Raw genomic sequence first — 24,519 nt, forward strand, 5'->3', positions numbered from 1 at the left:
AACCGATGATCCCGCGCTATTCCCGCCCCGACATGGTCGCCATCTGGTCGCCCGAAACCAAATTCAGGATCTGGTATGAGATCGAGGCCCATGCCTGCGATGCCCAGGCCGATCTGGGCGTGATCCCGCGCGAAAACGCCGAAGCCGTCTGGAAGGCGCGCGACGCGGAATTCGACGTGGCCCGCATCGACGAGATCGAATCCGTCACGAAGCATGATGTCATCGCCTTCCTGACGCATCTGGCCGAGCATATCGGCAGCGACGAGGCGCGCTTCGTCCACCAGGGCATGACCTCCTCGGACGTGCTGGACACGACGCTGAACGTGCAGCTTGTCCGCGCCGCCGACATCCTTCTGGCGGATATGGACAGGGTGCTGGCCGCATTGAAGAAACGCGCCTTTGAACACAAGGATACGGTGCGCATCGGCCGCAGCCACGGCATCCATGCCGAGCCGACGACCATGGGCCTGACCTTCGCCCGCTTCTACGCCGAAATGGCCCGCGGCAAGGCCCGTCTTGAGGCCGCGCGCGAGGAAGTCGCGACCGGCGCGATTTCCGGCGCCGTCGGCACCTTCGCCAATATCGATCCGGCGGTCGAGGAACATGTCTGCGCCAAGCTGGGCCTGCGCCCCGAGCCGATCAGCACCCAGGTGATCCCGCGCGACCGCCATGCGATGTTCTTCGCCGTCCTGGGCGTAATCGCCAGCTCGATCGAGAACATCGCCATCGAGATCCGCCACATGCAGCGCACCGAGGTGCTTGAGGCCGAGGAGTTCTTCAGCCCCGGCCAAAAGGGCAGTTCGGCCATGCCGCACAAGCGCAATCCGGTGCTGACCGAAAACCTGACCGGCCTTGCCCGCCTGGTCCGCATGGCCGTGATCCCGGCGATGGAGAATGTGGCGCTGTGGCATGAACGCGACATCAGCCATTCCTCGGTCGAGCGCGGCATCGCCCCCGACGCGACCATCACCCTGGATTTCGCCCTGAACCGCCTGGCGGGCGTGATCGAGAAACTGGTCGTCTACCCCGAAAACATGTTGAAGAACATGAACAAGTTCAAGGGCCTGGTCATGTCGCAGCGGGTGCTTCTGGCGCTGACGCAAGCCGGCGTCTCGCGCGAGGATGCCTATCGCCTGGTCCAGCGCAATGCGATGAAGGTCTGGGAGCAGGGCGCCGATTTCAAGACCGAGTTGCTGGCTGACCCCGAGGTCACCGCCGCACTCGGCCCGGCCGAAATCGAGGAGAAATTCGATCTCGGCTATCACACCAAGCATGTCGACACGATCTTCGCGCGGGTATTCGGCTAAGATTTTAGACGTTAACCGGATCTTGGTCTCGACCTGACAGACTGCCCCCGACAGACATGGGAATCGGGGGCAGTTTCATGGCCATCGCGGCAATCGGCAAATCCAGCGGCCTGACGGCGAAGCAGAAGGCGGCGGTGATCGTCCGGCTGATCCTGGCCGAGGGCGAGGATGTCGATCTGGCCCGCCTGCCCGGCGCTCAACAGACTGATCTTGCCCAGGAAATGGCGCTGATGGGGCTGGTGGACCGCGACACGCGCGACGCCGTGGTGGCCGAATTCTGCGACCAGATCGAAGCGGTGGGGGTCAGCTTTCCGGGCGATATAGACGGCACGCTGGACCTGCTGGGCGGGCATCTTTCGCCCGATACCAGCGACCGGCTGCGGCGTCTGGCCGCGCTCAACGGCGATGGCGACCCCTGGGACCGCATCGCCGCGCTCTCGACGCCCCTTCTGGTCGAACTGGCCCGCACCGAAGCGATCGAGATCGCGGCGGTGATGTTCTCGAAGCTGCCCGTGCCCCGCGCGGCCGAGATATTCGCCAAGCTGGACCCCGGGCTGGCGCGCCAGATCGCCTATGCCATGTCGCTGACCGGCACCATCGAGGCGCCCGCCCTGCGCCGCATCGGCCGCGCGCTGATCCAGGCCGCCGACGCCATCCCGCGCCCGGCGCTGGATGGCAAGGCGGTGGACAAGGTGGGCGCGATCCTGAACTTTTCGCCCTCGGCCACGCGCGACAGCGTGCTGGCGGGGCTTGAGGACGACGATGCCGGTTTCGCCGGCGAGGTGCGCCGGACGATCTTCACCTTCGCCAATATCCCCGCCCGCATCGACCCCCGCGACGTGCCCCGCATCATGCGCGAGGTCGAAGGCGCGGTGATGACCCGCGCCATCGCCGGCGCGAAGGGCGCGGACGAGGCGACGGCGCGCTTCCTTCTTGACGCGATTTCTCCCCGCCTGGCCGAGACCATGCGCGAAGAGGCCCAGGCCCTCGGCAAGGTTTCGACCAGGGAGGCAGAAGAGGCGATGGATCAGGTCGTCGCCGCCATCCGCCGCATGGAGGCCGCGGGCGATCTTTTCATGATCGTGGCCGATAATGACGAGGCCAAGGACTAAGCCCGCCCGCGCCGGCGCTTGCGGCGGCAGGCCCGCTGGCCTAGCAGGGGGCGCATAACTCCGAGGACGAGGAAGGATGTCCGATGACCAACAAGATCGCCATCGCCCTGGCCCTGCTGATCCTGGCGATGTTCCTGATCGACGGGTTTTTCCTGGACGGCGCCCTGCCGGTCTTCCTGGGCAAGCGGATGGCGGAGCTGATCGAATATCTCTGCTTCTGGCGCTGACGGGCGCGCCCTGCCCCGCCCAGGGCGGGCGTCGGTGAAAGTTTTGATCCGAAAGCCCCGCCAACATTTGCATTTCCCCCGAAAGCCGGGCTATCTGCTGACCGAACATTTTCATCGGAGGAAGCCCATGGCTGTAAAGGTGGCGATCAACGGATTTGGCCGGATCGGTCGGAACGTGCTGCGCGCGATCATCGAATCGGGGCGCAATGATATCGAGGTCGTGGCGATCAACGACCTTGGCCCGGTCGAAACCAACGCGCATCTGCTGCGCTACGATTCGGTCCACGGCCGTTTCCCGGCCAAGGTGACGGTCACGGGCGACCAGATCGACGTGGGCCGCGGCCCGATCAAGGTCACGGCGATCCGCAACCCGGCCGAACTGCCATGGGGCGATATCGACGTGATCATGGAATGCACCGGCATCTTCACCTCGAAGGACAAGGTGCAGCCGCATCTTTCGACCGGCGCCAAGCGCGTGCTGATCTCGGCTCCGGGCGAGAATGCCGACAAGACCATCGTCTTCGGCGTGAACGACGACACGCTGACCAAGGATGACGTGGTCGTTTCGAACGCAAGCTGCACGACGAACTGCCTGTCCCCGGTCGCCAAGGTGCTGAACGACTCGATCGGTATCGCGCGTGGCTTCATGACCACGATCCACAGCTATACGGGCGACCAGCCGACACTGGACACCATGCACAAGGATCTGTATCGCGCCCGCGCCGCCGCGCTTTCCATGATCCCGACCTCGACCGGCGCCGCCAAGGCGGTGGGCCTGGTGCTGCCCGAACTGAAAGGCCGCCTGGATGGCGTGGCGATCCGCGTGCCGACCCCGAACGTCTCGGTCGTGGACCTGGTCTTCGAGGCTGCCCGCGACACCTCGGTCCAAGAGATCAACGACGCCATCCGCGCCGCCGCCGACGGCCCGCTGAAAGGCATCCTTGGCTATACGGACGAGCCCCTGGTCTCCTCGGACTTCAATCACGATTCGCATTCGTCGGTCTTCCACCTGGACCAGACGAAGGTGATGGAGGGCAAGCTGTGCCGCATCCTGACCTGGTATGACAATGAATGGGGCTTCTCGAACCGCATGTCCGACACGGCGGTCGCGATGGGCAAGCTGATCTGAACCCGCGCGCCCGACAAAGCTGAAAACGCGCCCCTCGGGGCGCGTTTTTCATGTCAGCCCTTGGTCAGCCCTTGGTCAGCCCTTGCGTCGCGCCAGACGGCGGACATTGGCCTTGGTGCGGCGGCGATAGGGCCGCAGTGCGGCGGCCATGACCTCATCGGCGCGGCGGCCCCGGCCAGCGGCGCGCAAGGCCGACTGGACCGCCTCGGACGCGGCATCGGCCTTTTCCAGGAACATGCGATGCGGCTCGCCCGCATCCTGATGGATCAGGCCCATCATGCCCGCAGTGCGCATCGCAATCACCATCTGCGCCTCCAGCGCCATCTGGCTGACTTGCTGCCAAAGCAGGAAGGGTGCCTGAAAGGCAGCGAAGTTCATCATTCCAAATCCCATGTAATTCCCCGTCGCCAATCCGTTGACCTAATCACATACGCATATGCATATGCAAAAGTTTTCCAAGCCATCCTTTGGGATCAGCAAACAGGTATTCCCACGCCGCAACAGTCGGTATACAGCATCCCCATGACCCAATCCATCACGATACGACGCCCCGACGACTGGCACCTGCACCTGCGCGATGGCGACATGCTGGCCGCAGTCGCATCATATTCCAGCCATTTCGGCCGCGCGATCATCATGCCGAACCTGGTGCCCCCGGTGGCCACCGGCGCGCAGGCCGCCGCCTATCGCGATCGCATCCTGACCGCCCTGGGCGGGAATGTGACGTTGCGTCTCTTGATGACGCTCTACCTGACCGAGGCGACCGATCCCGCCGATCTGGTTGCAGCGCACAGGGCCGGAATCGTGACGGCGGTGAAACTCTATCCAGCCGGGGCCACGACGAACTCAGCCTCGGGCGTGCGCGATTTCGACAAGATCCGCCCCGTGCTGGAGGCCATGGCCCAGGCCGGCATCCCGCTTTGCATGCATGGCGAAGTCACCGATCCAGCGGTGGACATCTTCGACCGCGAGGCTGTGTTCATCGACCGCGTCCTGGACCCGATCCGGCGCGCGACGCCCGGCCTGCGCGTGGTGCTGGAACATATCACCACCTCGGATGGCGTGGATTACGTCGCCAGCCAGCAGGACATGGGCGCGACGATCACCACGCATCACCTGGTCATCAACCGCAACCACATCCTGGTCGGCGGCATCCGGCCGCATTACTACTGCCTGCCGGTCGCCAAGCGCGAAAGTCATCGCCAGGCGCTGCGCCGCGCCGCGACCTCGGGCGACACGCGGTTCTTTCTGGGCACCGACTCGGCCCCGCATCCCGACCGCGCCAAGGAAGCCGCCTGCGGCTGCGCCGGCTGCTTCACCGCGCCGAACACCATGTCGATCCTGGCCCAGGTCTTCGAGGACGAGGGCGCGATGGACCGGCTCGAAGGCTTCGCCTCGCTCCACGGCCCCGCCTTCTACCGCCTGCCGGCAAACGAGGACCGCATCCGCCTGGTCAAGCGCCAGACGGTCGCCGCCTATCCCAGCCATATCCCCGTCGGCGCCGAAAAGGTCACCGTCTTCGACCCCGGCTTCCCGCTTCACTGGCATGTCGAGGACCCCGCATGAGCCTGCCCTTTCCCCCGCGCGAGGAAATTGCGCGCCTGACCGCCCGCATGCTCCTGGAGATCAAGGCCGTGCATTTCAACGCGGCGGAGCCCTATACCTATGCTTCCGGCCTCAAGGGTCCGACCTATATCGACTGCCGAAAGCTTCTCAGCTTCCCGCGCATCCGCTCTACGCTGATGGATTTCATGGCGGCGACCGTGCTGCGGGACGCGGGCTTCGACGCCTTCGATAATATCGCCGGCGGCGAGACAGCGGGCATTCCCTTCGCGGCGCTGGTCGCGGAACGCCTTGAACTGCCGATGACATATGTGCGCAAGAAGCCCAAGGGCTACGGCCGCACCGCCCGGATCGAGGGTGCGATGACCGAAGGCCAACGGGTGCTTCTGGTCGAGGACCTGACCACCGATGGCGGTTCGAAACTGAGCTTCGTCGACGCGATCCGCGAGACCGGCGCAAGCTGCGCCCATACGGCAGTGATCTTTTATTACGGCATCTTCCCCGAAACGACCCAGCGCCTGGCCGATCATGGCGTGCAGTTGCACCATCTTTGCACCTGGTGGGACGTGCTGGCCGCCGCCAAAGAACAGGGCTTTTATGACGCGGCGACTCTGGCCGAGGTCGAAAGCTTCCTGACCGATCCGCGCGCCTGGCAGGCGGCACATCCCTGAACCGGCGCGGGCACCGCCCCGCCGCGATGTCGCACGGGTATTTTTAAAACGAAGAAAGATGGGGCCCGCGCTCGGCTTTATTCTTCGTTTTCAAAATACCCATGCCGACCTGTCCACCGGAAACGCGCTCCGGATTCCGTCCACAGCTTATCCACAGCATATCCAGATGGACCCCCGCCGGCTTAAGAGGGATAAGGGCGAAGAACCCAGACCGAACCCCGGAGTGCTTGGGATGAGCGAGTTGCGCGCCGTCGAAATCAGGAAGCCCAGCGAAATCGCCGAAGCGGCCGCGAGTCAGGCCGTGCCCTTCTCGATCGAGGCCGAGCAGCAATTGCTTGGCGCTCTTCTTACCAATAACGAGGTCTATGACCACGTCTCGCGCATCATCCAGCCGCGCCATTTCTACGACCCGGTGCATCGTCGCATCTATGAGATCTGCGTCGAGCGCATCGCCAAGAACGCCCTGGCCAGCCCGGTCACGATCAAGGCCTTCATGGAGAACGATGCGGGGCTGAAGGAACTGGGCGGGCCGGCCTACCTGGCGCGGCTGGCCGGGGCGGCGATATCGTCCCATGCCGCGCGGGATTACGCGCAGATGCTGCGCGAATTCGCCTTGCGGCGCGACCTGATCACGCTGGGCCAGGATATCGCCTCGCGGGCGACCACGGTCTCGGTCAACGATTCGGCCGAGGATCAGATCAAGGAAGCCGAGCAGACGCTTTACAAGCTGGCCGAGCAGGGCGTAGCCGAGCGGGGATTCCAGAGCTTCCTTGCCGCCGTGACCGGGGCCTTGAACGCGGCCAATGCGGCATTCAGCCGGGGCGGCGGCCTTTCGGGGATCTCGACCGGGCTGATCGATCTTGACGGCAAGATGGGCGGGCTGAACCGCTCGGATCTGATCATCCTGGCGGGGCGTCCTTCGATGGGCAAGACCTCGCTGGCCACGAACATCGCCTTCAACGTCGCCAAGGTCCACAAGATGGGTGCCCTGCCCGATGGCAGCCAGGGCACCGTCGCTGGCGGTGTCGTCGGGTTCTTCAGCCTGGAGATGTCAGCCGAGCAGCTGGCCGCGCGGATCCTCTCGGAAGCGGCCGAGGTGCCGAGCGAGGCGATCCGGCGCGGCGACATGACCGAGGAAGAGTTCCGCCGCTTCGTCCAGGCGGCGCATGACCTGTCGAACTGCCCGCTTTACATCGACGACACACCGGCCCTGCCGATCAACCAACTGGCCGCACGGGCACGCAAGCTGAAGCGAACCATGGGCCTCGACGTGCTGATCGTGGACTATCTACAGCTTCTGCGCGCCGCGAGCGCCAAGGACAGCCGCGTGAACGAGGTGAGCGAGATCACCCAGGGCCTGAAGGCCATCGCCAAGGAACTGGACATTCCCGTCATCGCCCTGTCGCAGCTTTCCCGTCAGGTCGAAAACCGCGAGGACAAGCGGCCGCAGCTTTCCGACCTGCGCGAATCCGGCAGTATCGAACAGGATGCCGATATCGTCATGTTCGTCTTCCGCGAGGAATATTACCGCGAGCGCGAGAAGCCAGCCGATCATGAGCTGGACAAGATGGCGGCCTGGCAGCAGATCATGGAAGCCTGCCATGGCAAGGCCGAGGTCATTCTGGGCAAGCAGCGGCACGGCCCCATCGGCACGGTCGAATTGTCCTTCGAGGGCCGTTTCACCCGCTTCGGCAACCTGGAAAAACATCGAAGCTGGGACCCGCGGGAATAGCCGTCTGCCCCGTTGCCTTTTCCGTCGCAGCGGGTGATGAGGCGGCATGCATTCGACCTTGCCGTCCCCCGCCCGCGCACCGCATCTGCTGACGCTTGTCTCGGTCACCGGGCTGGGCGCGTTGTCGATGAACATCTTCCTGCCTTCATTGCCCGGCATGTCGCGCGACTACGGCGTCGATTACGGCATGATGCAGCTTTCCGTCTCGGGCTTTCTGGCGGTCAGCGCGGTGCTGCAACTGCTTTGCGGACCGATCAGCGACCGCTTCGGCCGCCGCCCGGTGCTGCTTGGCTCGCTGGCGATCTTTCTGGCCGCGACCGCAGGCACGCTGATTGCCCCCACGGCGGGCTGGTTTCTGTTCTTCCGCATGGTGCAGGCGGTGGTGACGACCGGCTTCGTGCTGAGCCGCGCCGTCATCCGAGACATCGTTCCGGCCGAGCGCGCGGCCAGCATGATCAGCTATGTCACCATGGGCATGTCCTTGGTGCCGATGATCGCGCCGACGCTGGGCGGCGTCCTTGACGAAAGCTTCGGCTGGAAGGCCAGCTTCACCAGCATGGCCCTTTTGGGCGCGCTGGTGCTGACCGCCTGCTGGTTCGACCTGCATGAGACCGCGCGCGGCGGCGGGGTGCCCATGCGCCAGCAGATCGCGACCTATCCGATCCTGGCGCGCTCGCAGCGCTTCTGGGGCTATGCGCTGTCGGCGACGCTCAGCGCGGGGGCGTTCTACGCCTATCTGGGCGGCGCGCCCTTTGTCGGCCGGGCGGTGCTGGGGCTGACGCCCGCACAGGTCGGCTATTGGTTCGCCGCGCCCTCGATCGGATATATGCTGGGGAATTTCATCTCGGCGCGCTGGTCCACGCGGGTCGGCATGAACCGGATGATCCTGGCCGGAGCCTTGGTCTGCACCCTGCCCCTTGCCCTGTCGCTGCTGGTCGATCTGTTCGGCGCCTTGTCGCCGCTGACCTTCTTTGGCGGGGTGGCCGCGATGGGGCTGGGCAATGGGATGCTGCTGCCCAACGCCAATGCCGGAATGATGAGTGTCCGCCCCGAGCTTGCCGGCACCGCCAGCGGGCTGGGCGGCGCCTTGTCCGTGGCCGGGGGCGCGGGCCTTGCCAGCCTTGCCGGCGCCTTCCTGGATCAAGGCAGCGGCGCCACGCCGCTTCTGATGATCATGGTCGGCGTCTCGGCGGCGGCGATCCTGTCGGCGCTTTGGGTGGTCCGACGCGAAAGGCGGGTCTCGGGGCTTTAGCCGTCTTGCCTCGGCGCATTTGCAAAGCATAGAACCGGCTTTGCAAAGGGAGCACGGATGAGCATGCAAAAGATCTATGCGGGCGTTTCCCTGCGCGAGACGCGGGGCCGCGCCGGGCTGACGCAGCGCGCCTTCGCCGACCGGCTGGGCGTGTCGCTGCCCTATCTGTCGCAGATGGAGAACAACCATCGCCCCGTCTCGGCCGGGGTGCTGCTGAAGCTCGCGTCGGAATTCGCGGTGGATCTGGGGGCGATGGCGGTGGGCGATGCCGATCGCATGGTCATCGACATGACCGAGGCACTGGCCGATCCGCTGTTCGACAGCCCGCCGCCGCGCGCCGACCTGCGGCTGGCCGCGACCAACGCGCCGGGCCTGGTGCGCGCCTTCCTGAACCTTTACCGCGCCCATCGCGAGGGGCAGGAGCGGCTGGCGGCACTGGACGAGGCGCTGGGGGCGGGGGCGCAGAACTCGACCCCTTCGCCCTGGGAAGAGGTGCGCGATTTCTTTCACTATTGCGACAATTACATCGACGCCGTGGACCGCGCGGCCGAGCATTTCGCCCGCCAAAGCGGTCACGCCCGGCCGTTGGAGCGCGCCATCCAGGCGCTGACCCAGCGCGGCATGCGGATCGAGCATGCGGAACTGGGCAGCGGCGCGGTCTATCTGCGCGACGGTGCCCGCCTGACGCTGAATGCGGCGGCCGAGCCCGCGACCCAGGCTTTCCAGCTTTTGCACCTGCTGGCGCTGGAAAGCCGTGGGGACCTGATCGAGGCGACGCTGGAACTGGCGCGTTTCCGCAGCGACAGCGCCCGCGACATCGCCCGGCTGGGGCTGGCCAATTACTTCGCGGGCGCCGCAATGATGCCCTATGGCGCTTTCCTGCAAGCCGCGCGGGCCGAACGTCACGACCTGGAACGGCTGGCGCATCTGTTCGGCGCCTCGCTGGAACAGGTGGCACATCGGCTTTCGACCATGCAGCGCGGCGGGGATCGGGGCGTGCCCTTCTTTTTCGTCCGCGTCGATCAGGCGGGCACCATCACCAAGCGCCATTCCGCGACCCGGATGCAATTCGCCCGCTTCGGCGGCGCCTGCCCGCTTTGGAACGTGCATCAGGCTTTCGAGACGCCGGGCCGCTTTCTGCGCCAACTGGCCGAGACGCCGGACGGCAAGCGGTATCTGCTGCTGGCACGGGATGTCTCGAAACCCGCGGGGGCCTTCGGCGCGCCGGTGCGGCGCTTCGCCATCGGCCTGGGCTGCGAGATCAGCCATGCCCGCGATCTGGTCTATTCGGACGGCCTGGACCTGGGCAATCCGCATCCGTTCGAGCCGATCGGGGTTTCCTGCCGGATCTGCCCGCGCCCCGCCTGTCACCAGCGTTCCGTTCCGCCGGTGGACCGCGCCATCCGCATCCCGCGCGACCGTCCCGGCCCCTTGCCCTATGAGATTGCCTGAGGGGCCAGGCACCCTTGCCGCGCCCGGATCTGGGCGAATCCCCTGCCCGCCTTCCGGGCAGGCCCGCCGGAAAGGACGCCGCGGCGGCACGGGCGGCATACAACCGCGCCTTGGCCCCGCCCGCATGCCAAGTGCGGCTTTTCCAGCGGTTCACCCGATGGTTGCGTGCTGTTCCTGACAAAACCGCCCGCCCCCTCAATTCGCCTCATGCGCGAATGACGGCGGGAATCCACTTAACTCGCCTAGCCAGATCGGCATGTATCCGCGCACAACCTAAGGATTTGTTCCGCAAATGTTGCACTTTGGGCACGGCTCGGATTTATCCGTCCAAGCCGCGCGTGCCCTTGCCCGGCCATGCGTCGCCAACAATGTGGACCAGGGACATTGCGGATCACTCATAGCCTGAATTCGGTGCTGGAGCGCTGGCTGCCCGAACAGCGTCTCTTCCTGAAATCGGACGACACGACTCGTTTCGTGCGCCTCAGCCCGACAACCCAGCTTGTCGCCCTGGGGGGGACGGCGGTGATCTTTGGCTGGACCATCATCGCAAGCTCGATCCTGGCCATCGACGCGGTCAGCGCCCATGGCTCGCGCGATCAGGTCAAACGCTCGCAAGAGGCGTTCGAGGCGCGCCTGGCCGATCTTTCGGCCGAGCGCGACAGCCGCGCGGCAGAGGCCATCGCGGCGCAGAATCGCTTTACCGTGGCGCTGGACCAGGTTTCGCAGATGCAATCGCAACTGCTGGATTCCGAGGCCCGCCGCCGCGAGCTTGAAACCGGGATGAGCGTGGTCCAATCCAGCCTGCAAGCCGCCATCAAGGGCCGCAACGCCGCAGAGACGGAGCTGGCCGAATCCGGCAAGCCCGGCCCCGTCGCGCGCACCGCCGAATTGCAGGCGGCGCTGGACATCGTTGCGGGCGAGCTGAAGAAATCCTCGGTCGACCGCGCCGAGGCCGAGCGCCAGGCCCAGGACGCCCGCCGCGCCGCCACCGCCCTGACGCTGGAGCGCGATCAGATCATCGCCCGCAACGACGAGATCCTGAGCCAGGTCCAGGACGCCGTGACCATCTCGGTCAAGCCGCTGGACCAGGTTTTCCGCAATGTCGGCATGGACCCGGACAAGGTGCTGAGCACGATCCGGCGCGGCTATTCCGGCGAGGGCGGGCCGCTGAACCCAATCAGCTATTCCTCCAGCGGGGATGCCGACATCACCCAGGGCGAGGCCAAGGCGAACGAGATCCTGATCACGCTCGACAAGATGAACAGCTATCGCATCGCGGTCGAGAAGATGCCGCTGGCGATGCCCGTCAAGGGCGCCTTCCGCTATACCTCGCCCTATGGCCGCCGCTGGGGCCGCATGCATGAGGGCATCGACATGGCCGGTCCGGTCGGCACGCCGATCCATGTCACGGGCGACGGTGTGGTGACATGGGCCGGCTGGCAAAGCGGCTATGGCAACCTGATCAAGGTCCAGCACGAGTTGGGAACGGAAACGCGCTACGGCCATCTGTCGAAAATCAAGGTGAAAGTCGGTCAAAAAGTGTCGCAAGGCGACCTGATCGGTGCTATGGGCAATACGGGCAGGTCGACGGGTTCGCACCTTCACTATGAGGTGCGGGTGAATGACAGGCCCGTGAACCCCATGACCTTCATCAAGGCAGCGCAGAATGTTTTCTAAGACCCGCGTGACCGAGCCAGGCCCCCGGAAGCAGCCGGCGCCGATCCCCGAAGATTTCCGCGCGCAAGACACGAATTTCGACATCCCAGCGACCCCCGCCGCCACCCCGCAGCGCGCGCGCAGCGCGCCCTCGGTGCTGGCTGCGGATCTGACCGTCAGCGGCAATATTCGCAGCGAAGGCGACATCCAGGTCGAAGGCACGATCGAGGGCGACATCCGCGCCCATCTGCTGACCGTCGGCGAAAGCGCCACCATCCGCGGCGAGATCGTGGCCGAAGAGGTCGTGGTGAACGGCCGCGTGGTCGGCCGCGTGCGCGGCCTGAAGGTCCGCCTGACCGCCACCGCGCGGGTCGAGGGCGACATCATCCACAAGACCATCGCCATCGAATCCGGCGCCCATTTCGAAGGCTCGGTCCAGCGCCAGGAAGACCCGCTGACGAATGGCGCGACGCCCAAACTGGCCAAGCCCCAGGCCGAGTGACGGGGACCGCCCTGCCCGACCGCATATCGCAAGGCGGCCCTCTTGCGGGCCGCCTTTTTCGTCGGGCCTAGCCCTCGCCCGATTCCTCACCCGGTCCTGGATCGGGCGCGGGGTCCGGCAAGGGCGGACGCGCCGGATCGGGGATCGGCAGCGGCTCTTTCGACGAAACGGCCACGGCGTAGGACATGGCTAGCCCCGCATCCGCTGGATCAGCGCCTCATTGACCGGAGGCGTCACGAATTTCGAGACATCGCCGCCCAGCCGCGCGATTTCCTTGACCAGTTTCGAGGCGATGGCCTGGCGCCGCGCATCGGCCATCAGAAACACCGTCTCGATGCTGGAATCCAGCGCGCGGTTCATGCCGACCATCTGGAACTCATATTCGAAATCCGCGACCGCGCGCAGGCCGCGCACGATGACCGAGGCGCCCACGTCGCGGGCGCAGTCGATCAGCAGGTTCTCGAAGGGATGGACCACGATCTCGCCCCGGCCCGCGTCGATCACCGCATCGCATTCCTGCTGGACCATCCGCACCCGCTCATCCAGCGAGAACAGCGGCCCTTTGTCGCGGTTGATGGCGACACCAATGACCAGCCGGTCCACAAGCGCAAGGGCACGCTGGATGATGTCCAGGTGCCCCAGGGTAATCGGGTCGAAGGTGCCCGGGTAAAGCGCGATCCGCATGGTTCCTCCCTAATCCGCCCCGCGGCGGCAACGAACAGTCTTTCCGAAGGAAATGCAAGACCCCGGCCGGCGGTGGATCGCCGGTCGGGACCGGGATGAAGCCAGCCCGGGACGACGCGCCTTCGGCCTCAGTTACCCATGATCATGCCGGTCAATGCCTCTTTCTCGGCGGCAAGCTCTTTCAGCCGCCCCGAGACCGCATCCCCGATCGAGACGATGCCCAGCATGTTGCCCTCTGCATCGACCACCGGCAGGTGGCGGAAACGGCCCTGCGTCATGCGGTCCAGGATCGCCAGCGTATCCTCGCCCGTATGGCAGGTGGCAAGCTTGCGGGTCATCAATTCGCTGATCGATGCCGTCAGAACGGCCGCGCCGCGCCGGCCCAGTTCGCGAACGATATCGCGCTCGGACAGGATGCCGACCGGCTTTCTGCCATCCTCCGAGACCACGATCGCCCCGATGCGCTTCTCGGACAGAAGCTTCGCGGCCTCGGCCACGGTCGCGTCCGGCGCGACGGTGAAAATCTCGCCGCTTTGCTTCATCGACAGGATCTGGTTCACGAGCATCTGCAATTCTCTCCCTGATAGTTTGGCAAAGGGCCGCCGCCCCGCTGCGCCCAGCGTTGCGTCTCGCCGGGCCGCCGTCAAGCCCGCTGTTCGGGTTTGGCCCCCTCTGGCACCAGCGCGTGCAGCCGGGCCACCTCTTGCCGGATGCCCTGGGCCAGCGCGTCGGCCAGCCGGTTCATGCGCTGCGAACGGCGGTCGTCCTGATGCCGGATCAGCCAGAAGCTGCGCGTCAGCCGGATCTGGTCGGTCAGCAGCCGCTCGACCCCCGGATGAAAGGGGATGGCGAAGTCATGCACGATGCCAAGGCCCGCGCCCGCCCGCACCGCGTTCATCTGCACCGAGACCGAATTCGATGTCAGCTGCGCCCATTCCACCCCGGTCTCGGCCAGGTAATCCAGTTCTCGGTCGAAGATCATGTCCGGGATATAGCCGATCATCCGGTGCCCGCGCAGATCGGCCAGGCCCGCGATGGGCGGATGCGACATCAGATAGTCGCGATGCGCCGCCAGGTGCAGATGGTAATCGGCCAGCCGCTGCACCACCAGCCGCCCCGCCCTGGGCTGCGAGACGGCGATGGCCATGTCCGCCTCGCGGCGCGACAGGTTGAAGACGCGCGGCAGGGCGACGATCTGGATCTCAAGCCCCGGATGCGCCTCGCACAGATCGCGGCAGACCTGAGGCAGCAGGTAATTGGCGCAGCCATCCGGGGCGCCGATGCGCAACTGTCCGGTCAGGTCGCCCGGCCCGGACAGCGCCTCGGCGGCGGCGGTCATCGCGGTCTCGACCGCCTCGGCATGGGGCAGCAGCCGCTCGCCCTCGGGGGCCAGCGCATAGCCCTGCGGGGTCTTGGCGAAAAGCTTCGCGCCCAGCCCCTGCTCCAGCCGGGCCACCCGCCGTCCCACGGTCGAGGCGTCGATGCCAAGGCGCCGTCCCGCCGAGGACAGGCTTTCATCGCGCGCCACCGCCAGGAAGATGCGCAGATCGTCCCAGTCCATCCGCCGATCCCCCGCGCGACCCTTTGCAGAAATGCAAAATGCTTTTGCCAGACTTTCTCTTTTCGTGGCAATGCTGCAAGTCTATCGTCTGGCCAAATCCGCTTACTCCTGGGAGGTCGACATGCAGGAACTGAACCACTGGATCGACGGCAAAGAGGTCAAGGGCACCTCGGGCCGCTTTAGCGATGTCTACAACCCCGCCACCGGCGAGGTGATCGCCAAACTTCCCCTGGCCACCCCGGCCGAGCTTGACGCCGCCATCGCCAGCGCGGCGAAAGCGCAGGTCGGCTGGGCCGCGACCAACCCGCAGCGCCGCGCGCGGGTGATGATGAAATTCGGCGATCTGATCAACGCGCATATGGACGAGCTGGCCGAGCTGGTCTCGCGCGAGCATGGCAAGACCCTGCCCGACGCCAAGGGCGACGTGCAGCGCGGGCTTGAGGTGATCGAGGTCTGCATGGGCGCCCCCGCCATGCTGAAGGGCGAGTTCACCGATAATGGCGGGCCGGGCATCGACCTTTACTCGATGCGCCAGCCGCTGGGCGTGGTCGCGGGCATCACGCCCTTCAACTTTCCCGCCATGATCCCCTTGTGGAAGATGGGTCCGGCGCTGGTTTCAGGCAACGCCATGATCCTGAAGCCGTCCGAGCGCGTGCCCTCGACCTCGATCCTGCTGGCGAAGCTGGCGCAGGAGGCCGGGCTGCCCGACGGCGTGCTGCAAGTGGTGAACGGCGACAAAGAGATCGTGGACGCGATCCTGGACCATGAGGTCATCCAGGCCGTGGGCTTCGTGGGCTCGACCCCGATCGCGCAATATATCTATGGCCGGGCGGCGGCGAACGGCAAGCGCGCGCAATGTTTCGGCGGCGCCAAGAACCACATGATCATCATGCCCGACGCCGATCTGGACAAGGCGGCGGATGCGCTGATCGGCGCCGGCTACGGGGCTGCGGGCGAGCGTTGCATGGCGATCTCGGTCGCGGTGCCGGTGGGCGAAAAGACCGCCGACGCGCTGGTCGAGAAGCTGGTGCCGCGCATCGAGAAGCTGAAGGTCGGCCCCTATACCGGCGGCAATGACGTGGATTTCGGCCCGGTCATCACCAAGGCGTCGCAGGACCGCATCAACCGCCTGATCGCCTCGGGCGTGGACCAGGGCGCGGATCTGGTCGTCGATGGCCGCGGGCTGTCGATCCAGGGCTATGAGAACGGCTTTTTCTGCGGCCCGTCGCTGTTCGACCGCGTGACGCCGGACATGGAGATCTATCGCGAGGAGATCTTCGGCCCGGTGCTGAGCCAGGTGCGCATGGACAGCTACGAGGATGCGCTGAAGCTGGTCATGGACAACGATTACGGCAACGGCACCGCGATCTATACCGCCGATGGCGATACCGCGCGCGACTTTGCCAGCCGGGTGAACGTGGGCATGGTCGGCATCAACTTCCCAATCCCGGTGCCGCTGTCCTATTACAGCTTCGGCGGCTGGAAGAAATCGGCCTTCGGCGACCTGAACCAATACGGCCCCGACGCCTTCCGCTTCTATACCAAGACCAAGACGGTGACGGCGCGCTGGTTCTCGGGGATCAAGGACGGGGCGGCGCTGAACTTCAAGGCCATGGACTGACCGCGCCGGGGGCCGGGGGGCTTCGCCCCCACGTCCTGACGACCCCTCAATGGGGTCGGCAGGACGTTCCCCCCAGGATATTTGGGCAAGAAAGAGGACGAGGGCCGTGTTCATGCCTGGGCGTCCCCTTGACCAGGATCGGGTATTGGTCCGCGCGCCCTGTCCTGACGCTTCCTTGCGCTCGGCCGGAGCGGCGGTATGAAATATGGGCAGGGAGAGGCGGTCCCGCCCTGATCGCCCGCATCAGCCCCGAGAGGAACCGATGGCAGATATCCAGATCTACAAGGACCGCCGGGCGGGCCGGATCACCCTGACCCGACCCAAGGCGCTGAACGCGCTGAGCCATGACATGGCCCTGGCCATAGATATTGCGCTGAGAGACTGGGGCGGCGATCCCGAGATCGGGCTGGTGATCATCGACGCCGAAGGTCCGGGCGCCTTCTGTGCCGGCGGCGACATCGCAGCGGTCTATCGCGCCGGCCTTCGGGGCGACCACCAGATGGGCCGGGATTTCTTTCGCGACGAATATGTGATGAATGCCCGCATCGCCGATTTTCCAAAGCCCGTCGTCTCGTTCATGCAGGGCTTCGTCATGGGCGGAGGCGTGGGTGTCGGCGGCCATGCCAGTCATCGCATCGTCGGCGAGGACACCCGGATCGCCATGCCCGAGGCCGGGATCGGTCTGATTCCCGATGTAGGTGGAAGCTGGCTTCTGGGACGTGCGCCGGGTCGGATCGGCGAATATCTGGGCCTGACCGCGCATCGTATGGGGCCGGGCGACGCGGTTCATGCCGGATTTGCCGATCTGTATCTGCCTTGCGCCGAATGGCCCGCCCTGATCGACCGCCTGGCCGAGACCGGCGATCCCGGCCTGATCCAGGGCCAGCCCCCTCCACCTTCACCCCTGGCCGACATGGACCTGACCGCTTTCGGCGCGCCCAGCGTGGCTGAGATCATCGAGCGCCTGGAAGCCGCCGGAGATGTCGGAGATGCTGCGGCACTGGCGGCGATGCGCCGGAACTCGCCCCTTTCCATGGCCGCGACGCTGGTGCTGGTGCGGGCCGCGCGGGGCGATGCCTCGGTCCATGAGAGTCTGGCGCGGGAATACCGCTTCACCGCGCGGGCCACTCGGGACAGCGATTTCATCGAGGGCGTGCGCGCGCAGCTCATCGACAAGGACCGCAATCCGCAATGGCATGCACCGGCGGATGCGGCACATGTGCGAGCCATGCTCGCGCCCCTGGAACAGGGGGAACTGGCTTGGGAGGAGACAGGGAAATGAAAATCGGTTTCATCGGATTGGGCAATATGGGCGGGCCGATGGCCCTGAACCTGGCGCGCGCCGGCCATGCCGTCGCGGGCTTCGACCCGGCTGCCCCCATGCCAGAAGGCGTGGAGCGGGCCGCAAGCGCCGCCGATGCCGCGCGGGCGGCCGAGGTCGTCGTCACCATGCTGCCGAACGGCCAGATCCTGCGCCAGGTCGCCCAGGAAGTGATCCCGGCCATGGCGCCGGGCGCGGTGCTGTGCGACTGCTCGACCGTCGATGTGGACAGCGCCCGCGCCGTGGCCGATCTGGCCGCCGCGCGGGGCCTTGGTGCGCTGGACGCCCCGGTCTCGGGGGGGATCGGCGGGGCCTCGGCGGGCAGCCTGACCTTCATGGTCGGCGGCACGGCGCAGGCTTTCGCGACCGTCCTGCCCCTTTTCGAGGTGATGGGCCAGAAGGTCGTCCATTGCGGCGCCTCGGGCGCGGGCCAGGCGGCAAAGATCTGCAACAACATGATCCTGGGCGTCACCATGATCGCCACCTGCGAGGCTTTCGCCCTGGCCGACAAGCTGGGCCTGGACCGGCAGAAGCTGTTCGACGTGGTTTCGACCTCATCGGGCTATAGCTGGAGCATGAACGCCTATTGCCCCGCGCCGGGGATCGGGCCGACATCACCGGCCGACAATGGCTACAAGCCCGGTTTCGCGGCAGAGCTTATGCTGAAGGACCTGCGGCTGAGCCAGCAGGCCGCCGAATCCGCCGATGCCGATACGCCCATGGGTGCGCTGGCCGCGGCGCTTTACGCGCATTTCGTCGAGGCCGAGGACGGAAAGGGCCGGGACTTCTCGGCCATGCTGCCGCGCTTCGAGGGTCGCGGCCATGACGGAAAAGCCACCGGGCCGGGCAAATCGGCGTGAGGCCGGATCTTTCGGACCAGTTCGCTCGTTAAGCGGGCAAACTGGCCGGACCGGCGAAGGCATGCCGGGCCGGTCGGGGATTCGATCCGATGATGACGGCATGACCAAGCACAAGCACAGATCCAGCCTGATCCTTGTCGCCGCCCTGGCTTTCGGCGGCATGGCCCTGGCCGATCAGGATCGCGCGCCCGGCGCCGAGCAGCGGGTGCGGCTGGATCTGGGCGAGAGCGGACAGATCCGGGTCGGCCAGACGCTGGACCCTCGGGCGCTGCACCGCATCAGCCGGCCGGGGCTTTACGGCCTGAGCCAGTCGCCGCGGGGCAGCGCCTACGGCATCTCGCAAGGGCGGCTGATTCGCTATGACCCGGCAAGCCTCAAGGTGATATCCATCATCCGCCAGGTCGATCAGATCCTGGATTAGCCCGAGAGCAGGGCGCGGGCGGCCTCCTTGGCGGCGGGGGTGATTTCCTCGCCGGCGAGCATGCGGGCGATTTCCTCGACCCTTTGCGCCTGCGTCAGGGCGGCCACATGCGAGGTGGTCATGCCGTCCCGCACCGATTTCGCGACACGGAAATGATGCCCCCCCAGCGCCGCCACCTGCGGGCTGTGGGTCACGACCAGCACTTGCGCGCCCTGGGACAGGCGGGCCAAGCGGCGGCCCACGGCATCCGCCGTCGCGCCGCCGACGCCACGGTCGATCTCATCGAAGATGAGCGTCAGCGCATCATTGCCACGCGCCAGACAGACCTTGAGCGCGAGAAGGAACCGAGAGAGTTCGCCGCCCGAAGCGATGCGGTCCAGTGGACCCGGCGGCGCGCCGGGATTGGTCGCGACGGTAAAGGCCACGGCGTCGCACCCCTCGGGGCCGGGATCAGCCTGGGACAGGCGGGTCTCGAAGACGGCGCGCTCCATCTTCAGGGGAGCAAGCTCGGCGGCCATCGCGGCATCGAGCCGCTTGGCCGCCGTGGCGCGGGCCGCACCGAGCGATTCGGTGGCATCCCGATAGGCGGCGTCGGCCCGCGCCACGGCCTCGGTCAGCCGCGCCAGGTCCTTGGCCCCGGCGTCGATACGGCCCAGGCGCAGGCGCAGTTCGTCGGCCAGGCCCGCCAGATCGTCGGCCAGCACGTCATGCTTGCGCGCCAAAGCCCGCAGCGCGAACAGCCGTTCCTCGGTCGCCTCAAGGTCGCGCGGGTCAAAATCCATCGCCTCCAGCGCCGCCTCGACACCCGCGACGGCATCACCCAATTCGATCAGCGCCCGTTGCAGCGCGGCGGCCGGGGCCTCCAGACGGCCCTCGGCCCGTTCGGCGGCACCGTCCAGCCAGCGCACGGCATCAAGCATCGCGCCCTCGGCCCCCTCGCCACCCAGGGCCTGCAATGCGCGGGCGACATCCCCGCGGATGCGCTCGGAGCCCTGCATGGCGCGGCGGCGCGTGTCCAGATCGGCCTCTTCGCCGGGCTGCGGAGCCAGCTTGTCAAGCTCGGCCACGGCATGGCGCAGGAACTCTTCTTCGCTGCGGGCGGCCGCCAGGGCAGCCTCGGCCTGGGCCAGGGCGGCGCGAGCCTCGCGGCGCGCGGCCCAAGCCTGGCGCGTGGGAGCAAGATCCACCCCGGCAAAGGCGTCGAGCAGCAGCCGGTGGCCACGCGGGTTCAGAAGGCCCCGATCATCATGCTGGCCATGCAACTCGACCAGGGTTTCCGAGAGCAGCCGCAGCACCTCGCCCGAGGCACGGCGGTCATTGATCCAGCCGGTCTTGCGCCCTTCGGCCGCGTTGACGCGACGGATGATCAACTCATCCGAAACCGGAAAGCCCGCCTCGTCCAGCAAGGTTCGGGCAGGATGGGTGGGAGGCAGGTCGAAGACGGCCGTAACCTCGCCCTGGCTCGCGCCCGCACGGACCAGATCGGCCCGGCCGCGCCAGCCCAGAACAAAGCCCAGACAATCCAACAGGATCGACTTGCCCGCCCCCGTCTCTCCTGTCAGGACGTTCAGGCCCGGCCGGAACTCAAGCTCCAGCCGGTCGATCAGCAGGATGTCGCGAATGTCCAGCGAACGCAGCATCGGCAATCCTTCTGGGGCGGGGTTGCATCCCATCCGCCCGCAAGGCGGATCTACAAGCCCGACCTACAACCACTTGCCCTGAATCACCTGACGATACACGTTCGTCAGCCAGCTATCGCCCCGCGCCTCGGGCTTCAGACCGGCGCCGCGCAATTGCCCATAGGCATCGTCATAGAAGGGCGAGGAGCGGAAGTTGTGACCCAGGATCGCCCCCGCCGTCTGCGCCTCGTCGCGCAGGCCAAGGGCCAGGTATGCCTCGACCAGACGCATCAGCGCCTCGGGCGTATGGGTGGTGGTCTGGTATTCCTCGACCACGACGCGGAAACGGTTGATCGCGGCGGTATAATGCTTTTTCTTCAGGTAATAGCGCCCGATCTCCATCTCTTTCGCGGCCAGATGGTCGAAGGCCAGATCGAATTTCAGGATCGCCGAGCGGGCATATTCGGTGTTCGGATATTCCTCGATCACGCCACGCAGGGCCTGAAGCGCCTGGAAGGTCAGGCCCTGGTCGCGCCCGATCTCGTCGATCTGGTCGTAATAGCTGAGCGCCAGCAGGTATTTCGCGTAAGCCGCATCCTCGTCACCGGGATAAGTGTCGATGAATCGCTGCGCCGCGCCGCGCGCCTGCTCATAGTCGCGCGCCCGGTGATAGGAGTAAGCCTGCATGATCAGCGCGCGCTTGGCCCATTCGGAATAGGGGTAAAGCCGCTCGACCTCGGAGAAGTAATGCACCGCGTCCTTCGGCTTGCGCGAGTTCTCAAGCTCGTATTCGCCGCGCTTGTAGATTTCTTCCGCCGTGAAGTTATCCAGCGTTTCCGGGGCCTTGTTGCTGGTGCCGCAGCTTGCGAGCAGGCCGACAGACAGGACCGCCGCGACCAAGGAACCCGCCGATCTGATGCCCGCCATATTCTACCTGTCCGTCAGATTATTGTGCCGCCCCGTGGACCATGACCACGCGGCCCGGTCGTCCTAGCACAGAAAATCAGGGGGCGCAAAATGCCAAAACACCGAATTTTCCATCGCACCTCAGCCAGTCAGGCGACGGCGAGTTGACGCAGCGCGGCCACATGCTCGGAAACGACGCCGGCACCGGGCAGATTGCCGGCCATGGCAGGGGTCACATCCGCCCATTCCCAAGCATCGGGCGCCGCGAAAAGGGCGCGCAGCAGCTTGTTGGTCATGGCGTGGCCGGCGCGATGCCCGCTGTAGCGCGCCAGAAGCGGCGCACCCGCCAGAGCCAGATCACCCACCGCGTCCAGCATCTTGTGGCGCACGGCCTCGTCCTCGTGACGCAGCCCGCCGGGCGACAGCACCTTGTCGTCGTCGATCACGACCGCGTTCAGATAGGTACCGCCCAGGGCAAGGCCGTTCTTCTGCATCTGCACCACATCCGCCTGACGGCAGAAGGTGCGGCTGTCCATCAACTCATGCACGAAGCAGCCATTGGCCAGGTCCAGCGACATCTCCTGATGGCCGATCACGGTATCGCTGAAGTCGATCTCGAAATCCATGGTCAGGTGATCGTCGGGCGAGAGTCGCGCGAAACCGATGCCGTGCTGCACCTCGACCGGGCGCAACACGCGGATGGCGCGCAGCGGCGCCTCCAGATGCCGGATACCAACCTCAAGAATGCCCTGCACGAAGGGCGCGGCCGAGCCGTCCAGGATCGGAACCTCGGGACCGTTCACCTCGACCACGGCATTGTTGATGCCGGTCCCGACCAGCGCGGCCATCACATGCTCGACCGTCGAGACGGTGGCGCCCGCGCCATTGTCCAGCAGCGTGCAAAGCTGCGAGGGGGTCACGCGGTCCCAAAGCGCAGGGATCCGCGCGCCGGCCAGATCGGTGCGCACGAAGACGATGCCGTGATCCGCCGGAGCGGGCAGGATCGACAGACGCACCGCCGCACCCGAGTGCAGACCGACGCCGCGGAACTGAGCTTTCGAAGCAATGGTGGTCTGCATGGGTCAATCCTTCATATCGCGCGTCAGGAACAGGGTCATGACGCCTTGATCCCGAGTTAAGGAACCGTCCCGAAAGTCTCAATTAACGTTTTGTGACGGGGTGAAACATTGCGGCCCGGCGCCTGGCACGTTTCCGCCATATTCGTGCAAATAGTTGAATATCCAAAACAAAAAAGACCGCCGAAGCGGTCTTTCTTAAATTTTACTCATCCAATTTGTGATCGGATCAATTCGCCTGGCGGCGCAGGAAGGCCGGGATTTCGACATTCTCGTCGCCGCGCTCGGGGCTGGCCAGATCGTCGAAGCCCGAGTCGAAGCCGCTGCCCTTGCGGGCCTGGACCCGCTCGCTCACGCGCTCGGCAATGGTCGAGGCAGCGGGCTTGGGCTGTTCGCTTTGCCCCGAGATCCGTTCCAGCATGCGGCTGAGACCGCCCATGCGGCTGTGCAGCCGGTTCGGCTCGGGCTGGGCGGGTTGTGCCGGGCGTTGTTGCGCCGCCTGACGCTCGGGCGCCTTTTGCACGGCGGCGGCAAGGCGCTGCATCACCGCATCCGAAGGCGCGCCGGCCGGTCCCTGCGCGCGCGCGCGAGGGGCGACGAAACTGCCCGAATCGCCGTTCAGCGCCTCGGCGGCAGACGGGCGCGCCTCATGCTGATAGGCGGGGCGCGGCATCTCTTCCTCTTCGACGCGGGCCTGCGGCGCGGCGGGGGTCAGCGAGGCGACGCGGCGCGGCGGCATCACCGGCTCTTCCTCGACAACCTTCTGCGCGACGGGCGGGTGCTGGGTCAGCGGCTCGCGGATGCCACGGCGCGGGGCCGGAATCTCGGCGGCGGCATCGATGCCGGTCGCGACGACCGAGACGCGGATCGCGCCCTCCATATCCGGGTCCAGCGTCGAGCCGACGATGATATTGGCATCGGCATCGACCTTTTCGCGGATCTTCTCGGCCGCCTCGTCCATCTCGAACAGGGTCAGGTCGTAACCGCCGGTGATGTTGATCAGCACGCCCTTGGCGCCGTTCAGGCTGATCTCGTCCAGCAGCGGGTTGGCGATGGCCTTCTCGGCCGCCTGCACGGCGCGGTTCTCGCCCGAGGCTTCGCCGGTGCCCATCATGGCCTTGCCCATCTCGTCCATGACCGCGCGCACGTCGGCGAAGTCGAGGTTGATCAGGCCCGGACGCACCATCAGGTCGGTCACGCCCTTGACGCCCTGATACAGCACGTCGTCGGCCATGGCGAAGGCTTCGGTGAAGGTGGTCTTTTCGTTGGCGAGCCGGAACAGGTTCTGGTTCGGAATGATGATCAGCGTATCGACCACGCGCTGAAGGGCCTCGACGCCCTCCTCGGCCTGGCGCATGCGCTTGGTGCCCTCGAACTGGAAGGGCTTGGTCACGACACCGACGGTCAGGATCCCCATCTCGCGCGCGGCCTGGGCGATGATCGGCGCGGCGCCGGTGCCGGTGCCGCCGCCCATGCCCGCGGTGATGAAGCACATATGCGCGCCCATCAGGTGATCGACGATATCCTCGATCGTCTCCTCGGCGGCCTTGGCGCCGATGATGGGCTTGGCGCCCGCGCCCAGGCCCTCGGTCACCTTGGGACCGATCTGAATGCGGCTTTCCGCTTTCGAGGCTTGCAGCGCCTGGGCATCGGTGTTCGCGACGACGAACTCGACCCCTTCCAGCTGCTTGTCGATCATGTTGTTGACCGCGTTGCCGCCAGCACCACCGACACCGAAGACGGTGATGCGGGGCTTCAGTTCGTGCTCATCGTTCAGCATCAGGTGGATCTGCCGTTCCATGTCTCGCCTGCCTTATTGTTTGCGCCGGACATGGGTGTCCGGTCGA

At 66.2% G+C, this 24,519-nt stretch carries 23 protein-coding genes; 15 read left to right on the top strand and 8 right to left on the bottom strand.

Annotated elements, in window-relative coordinates; genetic code table 11:
* Positions 1-5: 5 nt before the first annotated feature.
* The 4 genes from purB (at position 6) to gap (ending at position 3,775) form a co-directional block, all read left to right on the top strand.
* Positions 6-1,307: an adenylosuccinate lyase gene (gene purB / locus QM682_RS05845; protein ID WP_415128003.1), complete on the top strand. Its 1,302-nt coding sequence runs from the start codon at positions 6-8 to the stop codon at positions 1,305-1,307.
* 77 nt (positions 1,308-1,384) lie between these two features.
* Positions 1,385-2,419 (top strand): flagellar motor switch protein FliG, encoded by a 1,035-nt coding sequence (locus QM682_RS05850; protein ID WP_415128004.1) that lies wholly within the window; start codon positions 1,385-1,387, stop codon positions 2,417-2,419.
* Positions 2,420-2,502: 83 nt separating this feature from the next.
* Positions 2,503-2,646 (top strand): hypothetical protein, encoded by a 144-nt coding sequence (locus QM682_RS05855; RefSeq protein ID WP_415128005.1) that lies wholly within the window; start codon positions 2,503-2,505, stop codon positions 2,644-2,646.
* A 127-nt stretch (positions 2,647-2,773) separates the two neighbouring features.
* A complete protein-coding gene (gene gap, locus QM682_RS05860) occupies positions 2,774-3,775 on the top strand; it encodes a type I glyceraldehyde-3-phosphate dehydrogenase (RefSeq protein ID WP_415128006.1) in 1,002 nt (333 codons plus the stop codon).
* A gap of 75 nt (positions 3,776-3,850) precedes the next feature.
* Here the strand turns inward: gap and QM682_RS05865 are convergent, their stop codons facing one another.
* Positions 3,851-4,156 (bottom strand): antibiotic ABC transporter, encoded by a 306-nt coding sequence (locus QM682_RS05865; RefSeq protein ID WP_415128007.1) that lies wholly within the window; start codon positions 4,154-4,156, stop codon positions 3,851-3,853.
* A gap of 141 nt (positions 4,157-4,297) precedes the next feature.
* On the opposite strand from QM682_RS05865, the gene pyrC reads away from it, so the two are divergent.
* From pyrC to QM682_RS05900, 7 genes are all read left to right on the top strand, one after another.
* On the top strand, positions 4,298-5,341 hold the full coding sequence (pyrC, locus tag QM682_RS05870) for a dihydroorotase (protein WP_415128008.1): 1,044 nt from the start codon (positions 4,298-4,300) through the stop codon (positions 5,339-5,341).
* Positions 5,338-6,009 (top strand): orotate phosphoribosyltransferase, encoded by a 672-nt coding sequence (locus QM682_RS05875; RefSeq protein WP_415128009.1) that lies wholly within the window; start codon positions 5,338-5,340, stop codon positions 6,007-6,009. Before pyrC ends, QM682_RS05875 begins: the two co-directional genes overlap by 4 nt.
* A gap of 232 nt (positions 6,010-6,241) precedes the next feature.
* Entirely contained in the window at positions 6,242-7,741 is a 1,500-nt protein-coding gene (locus QM682_RS05880; RefSeq protein WP_415128010.1) for a replicative DNA helicase, read from the top strand.
* A 46-nt stretch (positions 7,742-7,787) separates the two neighbouring features.
* Complete coding sequence (locus QM682_RS05885; RefSeq protein WP_415128011.1) at positions 7,788-8,993, top strand: multidrug effflux MFS transporter; 1,206 nt, start codon at positions 7,788-7,790, stop codon at positions 8,991-8,993.
* Positions 8,994-9,050: 57 nt separating this feature from the next.
* Positions 9,051-10,445 carry a helix-turn-helix domain-containing protein gene (locus QM682_RS05890; RefSeq protein ID WP_415128012.1) on the top strand — a complete coding sequence of 465 codons (1,395 nt, stop codon included), beginning with the start codon at positions 9,051-9,053 and terminating at the stop codon, positions 10,443-10,445.
* A 384-nt stretch (positions 10,446-10,829) separates the two neighbouring features.
* The gene (locus QM682_RS05895; RefSeq protein WP_415128013.1) at positions 10,830-12,122 is read left to right on the top strand and encodes a DUF5930 domain-containing protein; all 1,293 of its coding nucleotides are present in this window, start codon (positions 10,830-10,832) and stop codon (positions 12,120-12,122) included.
* A complete protein-coding gene (locus tag QM682_RS05900; protein WP_415128014.1) occupies positions 12,112-12,603 on the top strand; it encodes a bactofilin family protein in 492 nt (163 codons plus the stop codon). The genes QM682_RS05895 and QM682_RS05900 overlap by 11 nt, the downstream gene beginning before the upstream one ends.
* 189 nt (positions 12,604-12,792) lie before the next feature.
* Here QM682_RS05900 and coaD read toward each other — a convergent pair whose 3' ends face one another.
* The 3 genes from coaD to QM682_RS05915 form a co-directional block, all read right to left on the bottom strand.
* Positions 12,793-13,287 carry a pantetheine-phosphate adenylyltransferase gene (gene coaD / locus QM682_RS05905; RefSeq protein ID WP_415128015.1) on the bottom strand — a complete coding sequence of 165 codons (495 nt, stop codon included), beginning with the start codon at positions 13,285-13,287 and terminating at the stop codon, positions 12,793-12,795.
* Positions 13,288-13,415: 128 nt separating this feature from the next.
* Entirely contained in the window at positions 13,416-13,853 is a 438-nt protein-coding gene (locus QM682_RS05910; RefSeq protein WP_415128016.1) for a CBS domain-containing protein, read from the bottom strand.
* 77 nt (positions 13,854-13,930) lie between these two features.
* Entirely contained in the window at positions 13,931-14,848 is a 918-nt protein-coding gene (locus QM682_RS05915) for a LysR family transcriptional regulator (RefSeq protein ID WP_415128017.1), read from the bottom strand.
* Positions 14,849-14,969: 121 nt separating this feature from the next.
* Between QM682_RS05915 and QM682_RS05920 the strand changes: the two genes are divergently transcribed.
* The 4 genes from QM682_RS05920 to QM682_RS05935 all read left to right on the top strand — a co-directional run bounded on the left by QM682_RS05920 (position 14,970) and on the right by QM682_RS05935 (position 19,071).
* The gene (locus tag QM682_RS05920; protein ID WP_415128083.1) at positions 14,970-16,469 is read left to right on the top strand and encodes a CoA-acylating methylmalonate-semialdehyde dehydrogenase; all 1,500 of its coding nucleotides are present in this window, start codon (positions 14,970-14,972) and stop codon (positions 16,467-16,469) included.
* Positions 16,470-16,731: 262 nt separating this feature from the next.
* Positions 16,732-17,751 (top strand): enoyl-CoA hydratase/isomerase family protein, encoded by a 1,020-nt coding sequence (locus QM682_RS05925; RefSeq protein ID WP_415128018.1) that lies wholly within the window; start codon positions 16,732-16,734, stop codon positions 17,749-17,751.
* Positions 17,748-18,650, top strand: a complete 903-nt coding sequence (gene mmsB, locus QM682_RS05930) for a 3-hydroxyisobutyrate dehydrogenase (RefSeq protein ID WP_415128019.1) — start codon at positions 17,748-17,750, stop codon at positions 18,648-18,650. The genes QM682_RS05925 and mmsB overlap by 4 nt, the downstream gene beginning before the upstream one ends.
* Positions 18,651-18,750: 100 nt before the next feature.
* On the top strand, positions 18,751-19,071 hold the full coding sequence (locus QM682_RS05935) for a hypothetical protein (protein ID WP_415128020.1): 321 nt from the start codon (positions 18,751-18,753) through the stop codon (positions 19,069-19,071).
* Here the strand turns inward: QM682_RS05935 and recN are convergent.
* The 4 genes from recN to ftsZ all read right to left on the bottom strand — a co-directional run bounded on the left by recN (position 19,068) and on the right by ftsZ (position 24,473).
* Positions 19,068-20,711, bottom strand: coding sequence for a DNA repair protein RecN (recN, locus tag QM682_RS05940; protein WP_415128021.1), 1,644 nt, complete (start codon positions 20,709-20,711; stop codon positions 19,068-19,070). The genes QM682_RS05935 and recN overlap by 4 nt on opposite strands.
* A gap of 63 nt (positions 20,712-20,774) precedes the next feature.
* Positions 20,775-21,617: an outer membrane protein assembly factor BamD gene (locus QM682_RS05945; protein WP_415128022.1), complete on the bottom strand. Its 843-nt coding sequence runs from the start codon at positions 21,615-21,617 to the stop codon at positions 20,775-20,777.
* A gap of 128 nt (positions 21,618-21,745) precedes the next feature.
* Positions 21,746-22,675 (bottom strand): UDP-3-O-acyl-N-acetylglucosamine deacetylase, encoded by a 930-nt coding sequence (lpxC, locus tag QM682_RS05950; protein WP_415128023.1) that lies wholly within the window; start codon positions 22,673-22,675, stop codon positions 21,746-21,748.
* Between the two features lie 226 nt (positions 22,676-22,901).
* Entirely contained in the window at positions 22,902-24,473 is a 1,572-nt protein-coding gene (ftsZ, locus tag QM682_RS05955; RefSeq protein WP_415128024.1) for a cell division protein FtsZ, read from the bottom strand.
* Between the last annotated feature and the right edge of the window lie 46 nt (positions 24,474-24,519).

Origin of the sequence: Paracoccus sp. (in: a-proteobacteria) (assembly GCF_047605025.1) — a bacterium.
Lineage (GTDB): Bacteria > Pseudomonadota > Alphaproteobacteria > Rhodobacterales > Rhodobacteraceae > Paracoccus.